Source organism: Pseudomonas sp. TE12234, from assembly GCF_054061835.1.
The window spans coordinates 308,962-324,018 of the sequence record NZ_JBSSEP010000004.1 but is presented as its reverse complement, the minus strand read 5'-3'; the positions used below and the strand labels follow the sequence as shown (position 1 = coordinate 324,018).

Below are 15,057 nucleotides of genomic sequence, written 5' to 3'. Positions count from 1 at the left end.
GATATTACGCCGCAGGCGCAGTTGCCTTCGACTCCTCCAACAACTGCTGGATCATCTTCTCCTGGGTCTCATAGCTGCCCTCACCAAAGTGCGTGTACCGCACCTGCCCCTTGGCATCGATCAGGTAGTGCGCCGGCCAGTACTGGTTGTCGAAGTTGCGCCAGATCGCGTAGTTGTTGTCGATCGCCACCGGGTAGGTGATGCCGTATTCCTTCACCTTGTCCCTGACGTTGTCGATGATGCGTTCGAAGCCGTACTCAGGCGTGTGCACGCCAATCACCACCAGACCGTCCTTCTCGTATTTCTTCGCCCAATCCTTCACGTACGGCAGGGTGTGCTTGCAGTTGATGCAGTCGAAGGTCCAGAAATCCACCAGCACCACTTTGCCCTTGAGCGACTCGTTGCTCAGCGCGGGCGAGTTGATCCATGCCACGGCCCCGGACAGCGACGGCATGGCGCCTTTGGCATTGTCCATGGACGACTCGGCCTTGACCTTGCTGACCAGGTAGTCGACGACCTTTGGCACGGTTTCCAGCAAGCCTTTCTCGACGCTGCTGACCCCTTCCGACGAGGCATTGGCCAGCAGCACGTCATCGGCGCCGGTAGAGATCATCACGGCACCGGCCAGCACCGCCACTCCGGCGCCTCGACGCAGCCAACCGGTTACGGGAATCGAGGGTTTCAGGCGATTGACCAGACCGCGACCGGCGAAGATCAAGGTGCCGAGGGACAACGCACTGCCCGTGCCATAGGCCACCAGCAACAGGCTGGTCGCGGCATTCGCGCCTTGCAGCATGGCGCTGGTGAGAATCACCCCAAGGATCGGCCCGGCGCAGGGTGCCCACAGCAGGCCGGTGGCGACACCGATCATGATCGAGCTCAACGGGCCGGACATTTTGCGGCTGGCCGGGTCGATGCGATTGCCCAGCAGAACGAAGGGCCGTGCCAGCCAATCGCCGACCCGCGCGGAAATCAGCGACAGGGCGAACAGCGCCATCACGATCAGCGCCACTTGGCGGCCGGTGCTGCTGGCCTTGATCACCCATTCACTGCTGACCACCGCCAGGCTGGAAATCAGGGCGAAGGTCAGCACCATGCCAGCCAGGGTCAGGATGATCGACGAGCGCGATCGATGGGCACCGGCGAACAGGAACGGCACGACCGGCAGGATGCAGGGGCTGAGCACGGTCAACAGGCCGCCCAGGAAAGCGATGAGTAACATGGGATCACCTTGAAAATGAGGGTGGCGGTGCACAGACGTTCCCCTGTAGGCGCTGGCTTGCCAGCGCCTACAGGGGATCGTGTTATTCATCAAACTGTCTGGCTATCCTGCTGCTTACCTTGGGGCGTGTGGCTATAACCGTTTTCGGCAACGACTCGTCCCTGCGGCGTACGCCTATAGCCGTCCTCGGCAAGAAAGGCCTTGCCGCCCTTCTGCGCCACGGGCGTCAGTTGAAAGCAGGTGCTGCTGCCGCAGGCGCTTTGTTCTACGGCAGCGTTGGCGTGGGCAGCGGCGCCTGCAACGGAAAAGGCAACGGCGGTCAAGTAGCGGCTGAGATGTTTCATGGTGTTCTTCCTGTATTCAAAGGGGATGGCGGATGGGTAATGGCTGATCGCAGGACTCAGTTGTCCGCGTTGCAGCTGTCAGAAAACTTGCGGTAGTCCAGGACCCGGGTTTTGCTCTGGGAGTCCAGGTAGGTCAGTTGGGCATTCACAATCCCGCAGGACGGCGTGGCGTCCTGTTTCGACGACACCACTTTCTTGATGTCCAGTTGCGTGCCGTAGGTATAGGTTTTAGCGCTGACATCGGCTTCGGCGCGGGCCGACAAGGTGCAGATATTCAGGGCGGCAAACAGGCAAGCGGCGTAGACGGCTTTGGTGTTCATGGCGTTTTCCTCAAGGTTTCAACGGACAGGTCGTTGGTTGGCTAGAGGCGGTTGGGTGTGCCTCGTTGGAACCTATTAGAAGCCCCCGAGGTATCCCGTATGTGTCGGGAAAAAGCGCGGGTAAATCGGTAAGTATCAAAGCCGGGCCGGGATACACAGGGATACAAAACCCCTGAAAATTCGCTTTTTTGCGTCTGTGTGTATCCACCGACTGGCCAGATACACTGCAATACAAAGGGCCAAGGGCGAGCAGACCAGGGCTCGATAGACTGTGCGACACCCCCCCCACTGACAGAGGCAAGTCCCCATGGAACACGTCGATCACATTCTCATCGTTGACGATGACCGCGAGATCCGCGAACTGGTCGGCAACTACCTCAAGAAGAACGGCCTGCGCACCACGGTCGTGGCCGATGGTCGACAAATGCGAACTTTCCTCGAATCCACCCCGGTAGACCTGATCGTGCTGGACATCATGATGCCGGGCGACGACGGCCTGATGCTCTGCCGCGAGCTGCGCTCCGGCAAACACAAGGCCACTCCGGTCTTGATGCTTACCGCCCGCAACGATGAAACCGATCGCATCATCGGCCTGGAAATGGGTGCCGACGATTACCTGGTCAAGCCGTTCGCCGCCCGTGAACTGCTGGCGCGGATCAACGCCGTGCTGCGCCGCACACGGATGCTGCCGCCGAACCTGGTGGTCACCGAAACCAGTCGCCTGCTGGCCTTCGGGCGCTGGCGCCTGGACACCTCGGCCCGCCACCTGCTGGACGGCGACGGCACCCTGGTCGCGCTCAGTGGCGCGGAATATCGCCTGCTGCGAGTGTTCCTCGACCATCCGCAGCGGGTGCTCAACCGCGACCAGTTGCTGAACCTGACCCAGGGCCGCGATGCCGACCTGTTCGATCGCTCCATCGACCTGCTGGTGAGCCGCCTGCGCCAGCGCCTGCTGGACGATGCCCGCGAACCGGCCTACATCAAGACCGTGCGCAGCGAGGGCTACGTGTTTTCCCTGCCGGTGGAAATCGTCGGTGCGCCCTCATGAGTCTCTCGATGCGCTGGCCCCGCACCCTGGCTTCGCGGCTGTCGCTGATTTTCCTGATCGGCCTGATCCTCGCCCAGGCCCTGTCATTCGGTGCGCAGTACTACGAGCGCTATGAAAGCTCGAAAAACACCATGCTCGGCAACCTGGAAACCGACGTCTCGACCTCCATCGCCATCCTCGACCGCTTGCCGGCCAACGAGCGCGCGGGCTGGCTGCAACAGCTGCAACGGGCCAACTACGGCTATCTGCTCAGTGACGGCGAGAATGGCACGCCCATGGACATGGACATGCCGGAGGCGCCGATTGCGATGGCCTCGATCAAGGACGCCATCGGCAAGGATTACCCGATGACCTTCACCGACATTCCCGGGCCGAAAAAACACTTTCAGGTGCACCTGAAACTCTCGGACGGCAGCCCGCTGACCATCGATGTGCGGCCTGCGATGGTGCCGCTGTCGCCCTGGTTGCCCTTCGTGCTGCTTGGACAACTGGCGCTGATGCTGGCCTGCACCTGGCTGGCCGTGCGGATCGCCATTCGCCCCCTGAGCCGCCTCGCCGAAGCCGTCGACACCCTCGACCCCAACGCCCACCCGGTGCTGCTCGACGAAAAAGGCCCGACTGAAGTGGCGCACGCGGCCAAGGCCTTCAACGCCATGCAGGCGCGCATTGCCGCCTACCTGAAGGAGCGCATGCAACTGTTGGCGGCGATCTCCCATGATCTGCAAACGCCGATCACCCGGATGAAACTGCGCGCCGAATTCATGGACGATTCCGCCGAAAAAGACAAACTCTGGAACGACCTCGGCGAGATGGAACACCTGGTGCGCGAAGGCGTGGCCTACGCGCGCAGCATCCATGGCTCCACCGAAGAAAGCCGCCGCACCGACCTGGACTCGTTTCTCGACAGCCTGGTCTTCGACTATCAGGACATGGGCAAGCAGGTTCAGCTCAGCGGCAAGAGCACCACCGTCATCGACACCCGCCCCCATGCCTTGCGCCGGGTGCTGGTCAACCTCACGGACAACGCCCTCAAATTCGCAGGCTCGGCGGAGTTGCTGGTGGAAAAGCAGTCCGACGGCAGCGTGTCGGTGAAAGTCATGGACCGTGGCCCCGGGATCGCCGAAGAGCAGCTGGCCCAGGTCATGGAGCCGTTCTACCGCGTGGAAAATTCACGCAACCGCAGCACGGGCGGCACTGGCCTGGGGCTGGCGATTGCAAAGCAACTGGCGTTGGCGATCGGGGGATCGCTGACGTTGAGTAACCGTGAGGGCGGAGGCTTGTGTGCGCAGCTGAAGTTGCCGGCTCGCTCGGCTTGAAAGACCGGGGTTTGGGATCAATCCGCAACCCCGGCCATAGGCTCAGCGTTAAATGACGAACCGCGACACCAGCGCATTCAGATTCACCGCCAGGCGTGACAGTTCATGGGAGGCGGCGCTGGTCTGGTCGGCTCCTGCGGCGGACTGGGTGGCGAGATCGCGAATGTTCACCAGGTTGCGGTCGACTTCGCGCGAGACCTGGGCCTGTTCTTCGGAGGCGCTGGCAATGACCAGGTTGCGCTCGTTGATCAAATGGATCGACTGCGTGATCTGTTCCAGTGCGACACCGGCGGCACGCGCCATTTCCAGGGTGCTTTGGGTACGTTGATTGCTTTGCTGCATCGACGCCACGGCTTCACCGGTACCGTTCTGGATGCCGGCGACCATTTTCTCGATTTCCTGGGTCGATTGCGCCGTGCGATGGGCCAGCGCCCGCACCTCGTCCGCGACCACGGCAAAGCCGCGTCCGGCTTCACCGGCACGGGCGGCTTCGATCGCGGCGTTCAGCGCCAACAGGTTGGTTTGCTCGGCGATGGCGCGGATCACATCCAGCACCTTGCCGATGTCGCGTCCCTGAGCGGCGAGGCCTTCGATCATCAACGAGGTGGTGTGCACGTCGTGGGTCATGGTCTGGATCGCGTCGACGGTCTCCACCACACGGTTGCGACCTTCGCGGGCGGCCTGGGTCGACTGGTTCGACGCTTCGGAGGTCGATACCGCATTGCGCGCCACTTCTTCCACGGCGGCGGTCATTTCGTTGACGGCCGTCGCCGCCTGTTCGATTTCGTTGTTCTGTTGCTGCAGCCCGCGGGAAGCGTCTTGCGTCACGGCGCTGAGCTCTTCGGCGGCGGCCCCCAACTGCGTGGCGGAACCGGCGATCTGTTCGATGGTTTTGCGCAGATTGGCCTGCATGTTCGCCAAGGCACCGAGTAACCGCCCCGGCTCGTCCTGGCCATCGGCCTCGATGGTTTCGCTTAGATTGCCGTCAGCAATGGTCTGCGCTGCCTGCAATGCACGGTTCAGCGGCGTGACGATGCTGCGGGTCAGCAGCCAGGCCAACAGAATGGTCATCAGCGCGGCCATCACGGCGGCGACCACAATGCCGAGAATGGCGCTGCTGTAGTTGTCGCCCGCTTCGGCCGAGGCGGTTTTGGCATAGCCGGTGTTGAGTGCCACCAACTTGTTGAGCTGCTCGCCCATCTGATCGGTACCGTCCTTGATCCGCGTATTGATCAGCGCGCGCATTTCATCGAGCTTGTTCTGCCGCGATAACTCCAGCATCTGCTCCTGGTCGCGCATGTAGCTGTCCAGGGTGGCGGTGAACGACTTGTACAGCTGCGCCTCTTCGGGCTGGAATGGCAACGCGGCATAGCTGGCCTGGGCGCTGCGCACCTTGTCCACCAGCACACCGATACGCGTCTGTGCTTCCTGCAACGCCGCCGGATCACGGTTGACCAATACGCGGAACGACAGGATGCGCATGCGCAGTACGTTTTCCGTCATGTTGCCGAGATAACCGACGCTGGGCAGTTGATTGGTTTCCATGTCCAGGGAAGCCTGGCGGATGATGCTCATGCGATTCACCGCAAACACCCCCAGCACGATGACCAGCAGGGCAATGAAGGCAAAACCCAGGAAAGCTCGAGGCGCGATACTCAGATTACGCAATGACATAGGATGACTCTCGGGTGGTGGTGGCTACGAGCATCCTTGCGTGATCACTGAATGGCAGACAGGCGCAGGCCCTTTCAGCGGGGCGCTATTGTTGTCGTGGGTTTGTGTGCGCCTGCTCTTTGTATCGGCCAGGCTTGAGGTTTATTTCGGGGATCGAGCAAAAAAATTTCAACGACTTACAAGTGTTTCATCACTGAAACACCTGGGGCAAAGTGACAGCATCGCCCCGGAAAACTCCGCACTCTCGACTATCCTTGAAGATGTCCGGCCCAGGGCGCGTACCAATGAATTTCGCCTGTCCCCGGCTTCAGCCGGATGGCCGTCAACACTCAACGGTGCTGCATCCAAGGCTGAGGGAGCTACGTATCATGCCCAGGTCGAACTCGCCCGCTGACGCCACGCCCTTACTGGTCGCCCATGCAACGTTACGTACCGGTGAAGCCCGTATTCCCGGTCATTACTCCAGGCAACTGGATGTATGGGTGGTCGACCATGCACAAGGCGCCATGCCCCTCGTCGAATGCCGGCAAATTCCCGAGATTCTGACCAAGACACACGCTCGAGTGGAGGAAGATGACGACACGCCGTTCGTCATGATGGAAGCGGTCAGCCAATACCCGCTCGAACTGCTCACCAAAACCCTTGCTGCGCCTGAGCAAGACGATCCCTCGCTGGATTATCTGCTTGAGTTGATCACCAAGACCAACGCTGTCGCGGAGAAGGATGACACTACAGACTCGACGCTGGACCCTGAATGCGTCGATGTCTCGGCGCCGGACGTGCCACGCTGATGCTGCTTTTAGTGACCAATCAACGGGACATTACGACGGACTTTGTCGTGCTCGAATCAAGGCGGCGGGGCATCGATTTTTTCCGGCTCAACACCGAACTGCTGCCCTCCATGGCGTGCAGCTTTTCGGATCGCATCCTCGACGACTGGACGCTGACACTCGATGGCAGGACGGTCTGCGGCTCGCAGGTTTCGGGCGCTTACTTCAGGCGGCCGGGCAAGCCTCGGATTTGTGAAAACATCATCGACGATGCCGCACGCCGCTACGCGGAGTCGGAGTGGGCCAGCTTGCTGAAAAGCCTGTATACCCGCCTTGAGGGGCGCTGGCTGAACTCGCCGACTCAAATTGTCCTGGCGGAGGACAAGCCGCGACAGTTGCTGCTTGCCCATCGCCTCGGGTTTGACGTGCCGGCGGCTCGTATCACCAACGACCTGCAAACGGCGCAACAGATCACCAAGCACTTCAACGCCATTGCCAAGCCCCTTAGAGAATCCCTGCTGACGGGCGAGCGCGAGAGCGTGATGTTCACCACTCGCCTTGATGGTCTCTGTGCGGCGGATGCCCCCGCCCTGGCCCTGGCGCCGATCATCGTCCAACAAGAGATCGCCAAGCAGTACGACGTACGTGTGACCGTGGTTGGACAGCGGGTATTTGCCGTTGCGATCGGGTCCCAGGCGCATGCCGAGACGACGGTGGATTGGCGTCGCGGCTCCCATGCCGACCTCAAGCATGAACTCATCCAGTTGCCGGAACGCCTGCAACAGCAGTGCATCGAGCTGACCCGTGCCTTGGGTTTACGCTTTGGGGCGATTGATTTGATCTGTGATCAGGATGATCGATTCTGGTTTCTGGAAATCAACCCCAATGGCCAGTGGGCCTGGCTGGAAAACATGACCGGCGCGCCGATCACCAGTGCCATTGTGGACGAGCTTCAAGGGATGGGTCGTCCATGGACTTGATAGAACTGATCTGGCCTGCAATGGAGCCGCTCACTTCGCAAGAGCTCAAGCTGCAGGACGCCCGGCATAAGCAGGACATCGCCAAAATCAATATCGCCCGCTGGTCAGTCGACACCGACGCCGCCCTGGAGGAAGCGCGGCGCCTGGATGACGCCGAATCGGACCGCCGGAAAACGGCAGACAGCAAGGCCAGCATCTATCTGGCGGCCGTGACGGCGCTTACACCGGTGCTGGCTTCTCTGCTGCCGAGCATCTGGAGCGACAAATCAACGATCAGCTTCAGCGTCTGTTCGCTGGCCATCTTCTTTTTGGCCACGTTGTACCTGTTCAGGGCCGGCATATGGGCCTTCGAAACGCTCAGGGTTTCAACCTCCAGCCGTGTCGATGCAACGGACCTGGCCAGCCTGTGGAGCGCGGCCACCCCCAAGCCCGAACTGGTCAAGAAGCTGCTTATCGCCGTCAGGTACAACCACGCCGGGGCCAATCGCAAAGTGTCCTGCATCAAAATGACCCACGCCTTTCTGCTCAGGGCATTTTTGGCGTTCATCCTCCTGCTGATCGTCCAGGTGGCGTGGACACCGGCGGGCCAACTGATTGCGCTGGTGATCGCGACGGTGCGTTGCTTCAACTGAAGCGCCCTGGCCGTCTGCTAAACGACGGGACCCTACTGCCTCACGCCCACCACCCCTTCCCCATGCAGCTGACGGATCAACGCCAGGCCGTCATCGAAGAAGGTCGACGACACGGACCCACCCGCCTCCAGCGCCAGCCCCCGCAATTGCGCACGGCCGTCCAGCTCTGGACATTCGTCGATGCGTTGCAACAAGCGCCAGGCCAACGGGCTCAGTTCGGAGAACTTCACCTGCCAGTCTTCGGCCCGCCGCACCAGCAGCAATGTCGGCTGAGCTGGCGCGGCGTCCGGCTGATAATCCGGCCCCAGCAAGTGCACCGGCCAGGCATAAGCCAACGGCCAGGCCAGCGGCGAAACGCGCAACGGGCGACTCGGCAACTGCTCGGCGTCGCCCGCTGGCAACAGCTCGGCTTCGGATTGTTGCAGCGCCATTTCGACCCATTCGTAGTGCGCCAGCTCGACCATGAACGGCGGCCAGGAACCTTCGGCCAATGTCTGCGGTGCAGACGCCAGGAACTCGACAAATTCCTCGGCGATTTCACCGAATTTCGGCGTGTGGGCACGGTAGTCGCGCAGAAAAATCCGCACCAGCGCACGCCACTGTTCATCACCGAGGATTTGCACCAGTACCCGGAAGGTGCCGCTGATCAATGACGACAGGTTGGCGAACACCAGGTCGCGGTAAATCCGTGCCCGCGCCGGGTCCATTTCCGCGGGCGGCGCGCAGTGCTCCGGGTCGCGCAGATAACGGCCCATGCTGCTTTGTTGTTCGTGCAACGAGCGATTAGCCACGGCTCACCTCCCTGGCCTGCAAACGGCGAATGGTCTGCAACTCGGCGACCAGTTCGCTGAACGCCGGAAAATTGAAATCCCGCTCCAGCAATGTCGGCTGGGCGCCGAACCGGGCATAGGCCTCGGCCAGCAACGACCACACCGCCGGTTTGACCGACGCACCGTGGGTATCGATTTTCAAGGTGTTGGACTCATCGAAATGCCCGGCGATGTGCATGGCCACCACCCGGTCCGAATCGATACCGGCGAGAAAGGTGTGTGGATCGAAACCGTGGTTGATCGAGTTGACGTACACATTGTTGACGTCCAGCAGCAGGTCGCAATCGGCTTCGCGCAACACGGCGTTGGTGAACATCACCTCGTCCATGTCCTGCTGTGGCGCGGCGTAATAGGAGACGTTTTCCACCGCCAGGCGCCGGCCCAGAATGTCCTGGGCCTGACGAATGCGCGCGGCGACGTGGTGCACCGCCTCTTCGGTAAACGGCAAGGGCAACAGGTCGTACAGATGACCGTCATCGCTGCAATAGCTCAGGTGCTCGCTGTACAGCGGCACGTTGTAACGGTCGAGAAAAATCCGCACTTCTTGCAGAAAGCCGACGTCCAGCGGCGACGGCCCGCCCAGGGACAACGACAACCCGTGGCAGGACAGCGGATAGCGCTCGGCCAGGACTCGCAGCGCCGCGCCATGGGCGCCGCCGATGCCGATCCAGTTTTCCGGTGCGACTTCGAGAAAGTCGAACTGGCCCGCCGGGGCAGCCTGGAGGTCCTTGAGCAGACCGCGACGCAAGCCGAGCCCGGCGCTGGCCTTCGCTGAAATGATGGGGGTTTGCATGGTGGCGATTCCTGGGGTTGTCAGTACGCAATCACAGTTAATCGAATCGATGTATCGGGTCTGTGTTGCGTACCGACGGAAAACGGCAGTGCTTGTATCGCCAGCGGGTCTGTACACACTTCGGTACAAACCCGTCGGTCAGGGTCAAGCCAGGTCGTACTTCTCACGCACCAGATGACCGATGCCAATGCGATCGAGCACCTCCATCGGGCACAGGAACGTCACCCGCACCGTGCCCGGCAGGCGGCTGATGTCGATCGAACCGGTGAGGGTGGCGCGGTTGAGCACTTCGTCATACGGCAGGCCCGTGACCTGTGCGGCACGCGTCAAGCCGTTCTCTACCGCCAGGTTGAGATTTTCGCCGCTGCCGATAAAGGTGACCGGACCGCTCTGCTCGATCTCGTGCTGGCCCCAACGGGCGCCCAGCTCACGGACCTTCGCCCGTTGTTCAGCGTTCATTGGCCGCGCCATCGGCGGCAAGTCGTCGAGGTTCTGCAGGAGGATCGGCCCGTCCAGCGTCAGGTTTTTCACCACCTCGACCACCACTTCGGTTTCCCCGGAGCAATCGGTGGCATGCCCGGCGATTTCGCCGTTGCCCTGCTGGGCGTGCATGTCGCCCATGTACACCCCGGCCCCGGGGACTTTCACCGGACAGATCAATACGCAGCCCTCGCGGATCGAATTGGTGTCCATGTGCCCGTCGGTCTTGGCCGCATGCAGTTCTTCACGGGTCATGCCGAAACGGTGCGGTGCGTTGATCAGATACTGGCCGAAATCGGCACAGTTGTGGGAATCAGGCAAATCGCGGGACGGCATAGTGCCGATGTTGCCGAGGAACGGTCGCATGTGCGCGGCGACGCCAGGCATGTCGGCACGGGCCAGGGACAGGATCGAATGCTGGGCGGCGAATTCCGGCAGCGCTGACATTTCGGATGCCTGGCCGGCCAGTTGATTGGCGATGTCCTGGTTGACCGTCAGGCTGACCTGATTCTGCGCATCGAACACGATCACATAGCCGTGGCTGAAGCGAAACGCGCTGACTTCGGCGCCGCAGTGGTTACAGCGAATCGAGTCTTCGCCGATGCCGTCGACATGGCTGGCCGGATGTTCGGTGCCGCACTTGGCGCAGAACTTGGAGACGAACGGATCGCCGTTGTAACGACCCTCAACAAAGGTCATGACCCCGGACGAAGTCGCCAGCGAGGTCACGCGCATGCTCTTGATCTTGATGGCGACCGCATCGCCGACTTGCGCACCGGCGATGGCCACCGGTTGCGTGACTTCATGGCCGCCTTCAAAGGCCGGGGTGATCATCGGCCCCCAGCAACCCGGCGGCGTTCCGGTGATCAGGGTGCCGCCGTCGGCCAAAGGCCCCAGCATCGGCAGGCTGGGGCCGATGATGCCGTGGGTGTAATGATCGACCCGCAGGCGATCGACCGGCGTGGCGTTGAGATTGACTTGCGACACAAGCGTTGTCATTGGGTCCCCTTGACCGCATCAGGCGCGGAACAGTGTCAGGAGCGAACGGCCGCCGGTTGCGACGGCCAAGGAAAGGGTCTTGGCCGCCAAGGTTCAGGGCGCCAAAACGGCCTGCACAGTTCAGCGCAGATTTGTATCTGCTCTGTGTTCGGCGGTGGCCCTGAATTGAGGGGGACTGTATCGGGAAGGCCGTTAGATACAGTGGGATACATGCGCAGGCAGTGCTGGCCAAAATGTCTCTGGGAGCGGCGGTGCGACCATTCGGCTTGCCCGCGATGAGGCCGGCAGATCTGGCCCATCTGTTGTCTGACACTGCGCTTTCGCCGGCAAGCCCGCTCCCACAGGTACCTTCGTCGCCAGCAAAGGCGGCTTTCGACCCGCGAACTAAACTTATTTCACTCAGGACATGCAAATCGTCCTGTTCATCCCCCACGACCACCGCCCAGTCGCGCGAGTCCTACACACCCGGCCTCTGGACCGTGATCCTTTCTGAAGGAGCACACGTGATGGACGAGGCCAGACTCAATGACTTCATGGGCAAACTGGTGAATGACATGGGCGGCGCGGCGATGCTCGCCAACGTCATTCTCGGCGAAGAACTCGGGCTGTACCGGGCCATGGCCGACAGTCAGCCAGTCACCCCTGAAACACTCGCCGGCAAGACCGGCTGCAACCCACGCCTGGTGCGCGAATGGCTCAGCGCCCACGCCGCCTCCGGCTATATGGAACACATCGACGGGCAGTTCCGCCTGCCCGAAGAACAGGCCCTGGCGCTGGCCATCGAGGACTCGCCGGTCTACATCGCCGGTGGTATCGGGGTGGTCGCGTCGTTTTTCCATGACAAGGACAAACTGGTCAACGCCATGCGCGGCGACGGCGCCCTGCCCTGGGGCGATCACCATCCCTGCATGTTCAGCGGCACGGAGCGGTTCTTCCGCCCAGGCTACAAGGCCCATCTGATCGCCGAATGGCTGCCGGCACTTGAAGGCGTGGTGGCCAAGCTGGAAGCCGGCGCGAAAGTCGCGGACATCGGCTGCGGGCATGGCGCCTCCACCGTGATCATGGCCCAGGCCTTCCCCGAGTCGCGATTTGTCGGGTTCGACTACCATGCGCCGTCTGTCGCCGTCGCCACCCAGCGTGCCGAAGAAGGTGGCGTGGCCGGACGGGCGCGATTCTTCCAGGGCACGGCAAAGAGCTACCCCGGCAACGACTATGACCTGGTCTGCTATTTCGATTGCCTGCATGACATGGGCGACCCGGTCGGCGCGGCCAGACACGCCTACGAGTCGCTGAAACCGGACGGCACGGTGCTGTTGGTCGAGCCATTCGCCAACGACACGCTCGATGAAAACATCAACCCGGTCGGACGTTTGTTCTATGCCGCCTCGACTTTCATCTGCACGCCGAACTCGCTGTCCCAGGAAGTCGGCCTCGGCCTCGGTGCCCAGGCGGGCGAAGCGCGGTTGCGCAAGGTGTTCACCGAAGCCGGGTTCTCCAGTTTCCGCCGGGCGACGCAAACGCCGTTCAACCTGATTCTTGAAGCACGCAAGTAAACCCGGCTGCCTTTGGTAGGAGCCCGCTTGCTCGCGATGGTGTATCAGATACATTGATGTCGACTGACACACCATCGCGAGCAAGCTCGCTCCTACAGGTTTCCCGACATGTTCGACAGCCTTATCCACGAACAACTCGACCGTCTCCAACAGCTTATGGCCGACGAACCGTTCGTGGTCCTGACCGGTGCCGGGATCAGCACCCCGTCGGGTATCCCGGACTATCGCGACAATCAGGGCGTACGCCGTGGCCGGCAGCCGATGATGTATCAGGAATTTCTTTCGGCACCCGAGTCCCGCCGACGTTATTGGGCGCGGGCGATGCTCGGCTGGCCACGGGTGCGCCAGGCGCGGCCGAACGTGGCTCACGACACCCTGGCCCGCTTGCAGAGTACCCGGCAGATCAGCGGCCTGATCACCCAGAACGTCGACACCCTGCACGATCAGGCCGGCAGCCATGACGTGATCGAACTGCACGGCAGCCTGCAACGGGTGCTGTGCCTGGACTGCGCGAAACGCAGCGAACGGGATTCGATCCAGCAACTGATGGAAGCGCAAAACCCCTATCTGGCCGGTGTGGATGCCGTACAGGCGCCGGATGGCGATACCTTGCTGGATACCGCCTTCGAAGCCCGCTTTCAGGTGCCGCGTTGCCCGTACTGCGCCGGTGAACGGATGAAACCGGACGTGGTGTTCTTTGGCGAAAACGTTGCACAGGAAACCGCCGCCAAAGCGATGGCTGCGGTGGAAAAGGCCGCCGGGCTATTGGTCGTCGGCTCGTCGTTGATGGCCTATTCGGCATTTCGCCTGTGCCGCACGGTGGTGGATCAGGGCAAGCCGTTGCTGGCGATCAACCTGGGCAAGACCCGGGCCGATGACCTGCTGGATTTGAAGATAGAGATGTCCTGCGAGCAGCTGTTGCCGTTATTGGCGCAGCGCCTCACTCACCACTGATGCGACCCAATCCTCGTAGGAGCGAGCCTGCTCGCGATGGACGTCAACGATGACGCGGGCTATCTGAATGCCCGCGGTGTCCTGGTGTCCATCGCGAGCAGGGTGATCAATGTCCGACTGCCTGCCAACCCAGGCTTTCTTCTTTAAGCACATCAAACAACGCCTGCGCCGCCGCCGACAGCTCCCCTCCCGGCAACGTCAGCACGCCCAGCGCCCGCTCCACCACCGGGTCGCGCAAGGTGATACAACGCGCGCCCAGTTCGCGCATCTGCCCGGCGCACAAGGCCGGCACCGCGCTCACGCCCAGCCCGCTGGCGACCATCCGACCGACCGTCGACAACTGATGGCTTTCAAACTCCACCGGCAATTTCATGCCCCGCGCCTGCAAGTGTTCCTCCAGCATCACCCGCACCGTCGAGGGGCGCTGCAAGGTAATGAACGGTTCCTTGAGCAAGGTCAGCCAGTCGATGTCATTGAGTATGGCCAGCGGCGAGTCATGGGGCACGACCGCCACAAAGCGGTCAACGTACAGCGGCGTGAAATGCAGCGACGAACTCTGGGTCGGCTCAAACGCCACCCCCAATTCCACCTGGCGATCACGAACCATTTCCAGCACCTGCTCGTTGATCACGTCGTTCACCGTGACGTTGACTTTCGGGTAGCGCGCGCGGAAGGTCTTGAGGATCGGTGGCAGCAGGTTGCCGGCGAACGACGGCATCGCCGCCAGGGTCACGCGTCCGCGCTGGAGGGTGAAGCGCTGGCGCAATTCATCTTCGACATTGTCCCAGTCCGCGATCAATCGACGGGCCAGCGGCACCAGCGCTTCGCCTTCGGCGGTCAGCGCGACGTTGCGCGTGTTGCGGGTGAACAAGCGCCCGCCCAGGCCCTCCTCCAGCGCCTTGATGGTCAGGCTCAAGGCCGACTGTGACAGGTGCAGGCGTTCGCAGGCCACGGCGAAGCTCAGGCTTTGGGCCACCGCCAGGAAGGCGCGGATCTGCTTGACGGTCATAGGTCGCTTCGCTCCGTTTGCAAGCGGCAAATTTCAAGCCGCGGGGTAAAATCAACAGCCAAGGAACTGTAGATACTCTGTTCCCGGTCAAGCTTTCAGCAGGTGCTTATCGCTGGCAAGCCGGCGCGTACAG

Annotated in this window: 15 protein-coding genes; 7 read left to right on the top strand and 8 right to left on the bottom strand. The window is 61.8% G+C overall.

Features of this window, described 5'->3' with window-relative positions; genetic code table 11:
- Window positions 1–4: 4 nt before the first annotated feature.
- From ACVWYU_RS09740 to ACVWYU_RS09730, 3 genes are all read right to left on the bottom strand, one after another.
- Window positions 5–1,222: a cytochrome c biogenesis protein DipZ gene (locus ACVWYU_RS09740; protein ID WP_457372588.1), complete on the bottom strand. Its 1,218-nt coding sequence runs from the start codon at window positions 1,220–1,222 to the stop codon at window positions 5–7.
- A gap of 89 nt (window positions 1,223–1,311) precedes the next feature.
- Window positions 1,312–1,566 (bottom strand): hypothetical protein, encoded by a 255-nt coding sequence (locus tag ACVWYU_RS09735; RefSeq protein ID WP_457372587.1) that lies wholly within the window; start codon window positions 1,564–1,566, stop codon window positions 1,312–1,314.
- 56 nt (window positions 1,567–1,622) lie between these two features.
- Window positions 1,623–1,886, bottom strand: coding sequence for a DUF2790 domain-containing protein (locus ACVWYU_RS09730; protein ID WP_247254325.1), 264 nt, complete (start codon window positions 1,884–1,886; stop codon window positions 1,623–1,625).
- Window positions 1,887–2,193: 307 nt separating this feature from the next.
- Between ACVWYU_RS09730 and ACVWYU_RS09725 the strand changes: the two genes are divergently transcribed.
- Both ACVWYU_RS09725 and ACVWYU_RS09720 read left to right on the top strand, forming a co-directional pair.
- Entirely contained in the window at window positions 2,194–2,934 is a 741-nt protein-coding gene (locus ACVWYU_RS09725; RefSeq protein WP_390955416.1) for a response regulator, read from the top strand.
- Window positions 2,931–4,250, top strand: coding sequence for an ATP-binding protein (locus ACVWYU_RS09720; protein ID WP_457372586.1), 1,320 nt, complete (start codon window positions 2,931–2,933; stop codon window positions 4,248–4,250). Before ACVWYU_RS09725 ends, ACVWYU_RS09720 begins: the two co-directional genes overlap by 4 nt.
- Before the next feature lie 48 nt (window positions 4,251–4,298).
- On the opposite strand, the gene ACVWYU_RS09715 is transcribed toward ACVWYU_RS09720, so the two are convergent.
- Window positions 4,299–5,924, bottom strand: a complete 1,626-nt coding sequence (locus ACVWYU_RS09715; protein ID WP_457372585.1) for a methyl-accepting chemotaxis protein — start codon at window positions 5,922–5,924, stop codon at window positions 4,299–4,301.
- 368 nt (window positions 5,925–6,292) lie between these two features.
- Here ACVWYU_RS09715 and ACVWYU_RS09710 point away from each other — a divergent pair, with 368 nt between their 5' ends.
- From ACVWYU_RS09710 to ACVWYU_RS09700, 3 genes are read left to right on the top strand one after another with little or no spacing between them, the layout of a single operon-like run.
- Window positions 6,293–6,715, top strand: a complete 423-nt coding sequence (locus ACVWYU_RS09710; protein ID WP_247254322.1) for a hypothetical protein — start codon at window positions 6,293–6,295, stop codon at window positions 6,713–6,715.
- Window positions 6,679–7,674: a hypothetical protein gene (locus ACVWYU_RS09705; RefSeq protein ID WP_457372584.1), complete on the top strand. Its 996-nt coding sequence runs from the start codon at window positions 6,679–6,681 to the stop codon at window positions 7,672–7,674. The genes ACVWYU_RS09710 and ACVWYU_RS09705 overlap by 37 nt, the downstream gene beginning before the upstream one ends.
- Window positions 7,665–8,306: a hypothetical protein gene (locus ACVWYU_RS09700; protein WP_248914163.1), complete on the top strand. Its 642-nt coding sequence runs from the start codon at window positions 7,665–7,667 to the stop codon at window positions 8,304–8,306. The genes ACVWYU_RS09705 and ACVWYU_RS09700 overlap by 10 nt, the downstream gene beginning before the upstream one ends.
- Before the next feature lie 32 nt (window positions 8,307–8,338).
- On the opposite strand, the gene ACVWYU_RS09695 is transcribed toward ACVWYU_RS09700, so the two are convergent.
- From ACVWYU_RS09695 to ACVWYU_RS09685, 3 genes are all read right to left on the bottom strand, one after another.
- A complete protein-coding gene (locus ACVWYU_RS09695) occupies window positions 8,339–9,061 on the bottom strand; it encodes an HvfC family RiPP maturation protein (RefSeq protein ID WP_457372607.1) in 723 nt (240 codons plus the stop codon).
- 28 nt (window positions 9,062–9,089) lie between these two features.
- A complete protein-coding gene (locus ACVWYU_RS09690; RefSeq protein WP_457372583.1) occupies window positions 9,090–9,929 on the bottom strand; it encodes an HvfB family MNIO-type RiPP peptide maturase in 840 nt (279 codons plus the stop codon).
- A gap of 144 nt (window positions 9,930–10,073) precedes the next feature.
- On the bottom strand, window positions 10,074–11,408 hold the full coding sequence (locus ACVWYU_RS09685; RefSeq protein WP_457372582.1) for an acetamidase/formamidase family protein: 1,335 nt from the start codon (window positions 11,406–11,408) through the stop codon (window positions 10,074–10,076).
- Window positions 11,409–11,914: 506 nt separating this feature from the next.
- Here ACVWYU_RS09685 and ACVWYU_RS09680 point away from each other — a divergent pair.
- On the top strand, window positions 11,915–12,961 hold the full coding sequence (locus ACVWYU_RS09680; RefSeq protein WP_248914160.1) for a class I SAM-dependent methyltransferase: 1,047 nt from the start codon (window positions 11,915–11,917) through the stop codon (window positions 12,959–12,961).
- Window positions 12,962–13,069: 108 nt separating this feature from the next.
- Complete coding sequence (locus tag ACVWYU_RS09675; RefSeq protein ID WP_457372581.1) at window positions 13,070–13,915, top strand: NAD-dependent protein deacetylase; 846 nt, start codon at window positions 13,070–13,072, stop codon at window positions 13,913–13,915.
- 106 nt (window positions 13,916–14,021) lie between these two features.
- On the opposite strand, the gene ACVWYU_RS09670 is transcribed toward ACVWYU_RS09675, so the two are convergent.
- The gene (locus tag ACVWYU_RS09670) at window positions 14,022–14,924 is read right to left on the bottom strand and encodes a LysR family transcriptional regulator (protein ID WP_090319411.1); all 903 of its coding nucleotides are present in this window, start codon (window positions 14,922–14,924) and stop codon (window positions 14,022–14,024) included.
- Window positions 14,925–15,057 lie beyond the last annotated feature (133 nt).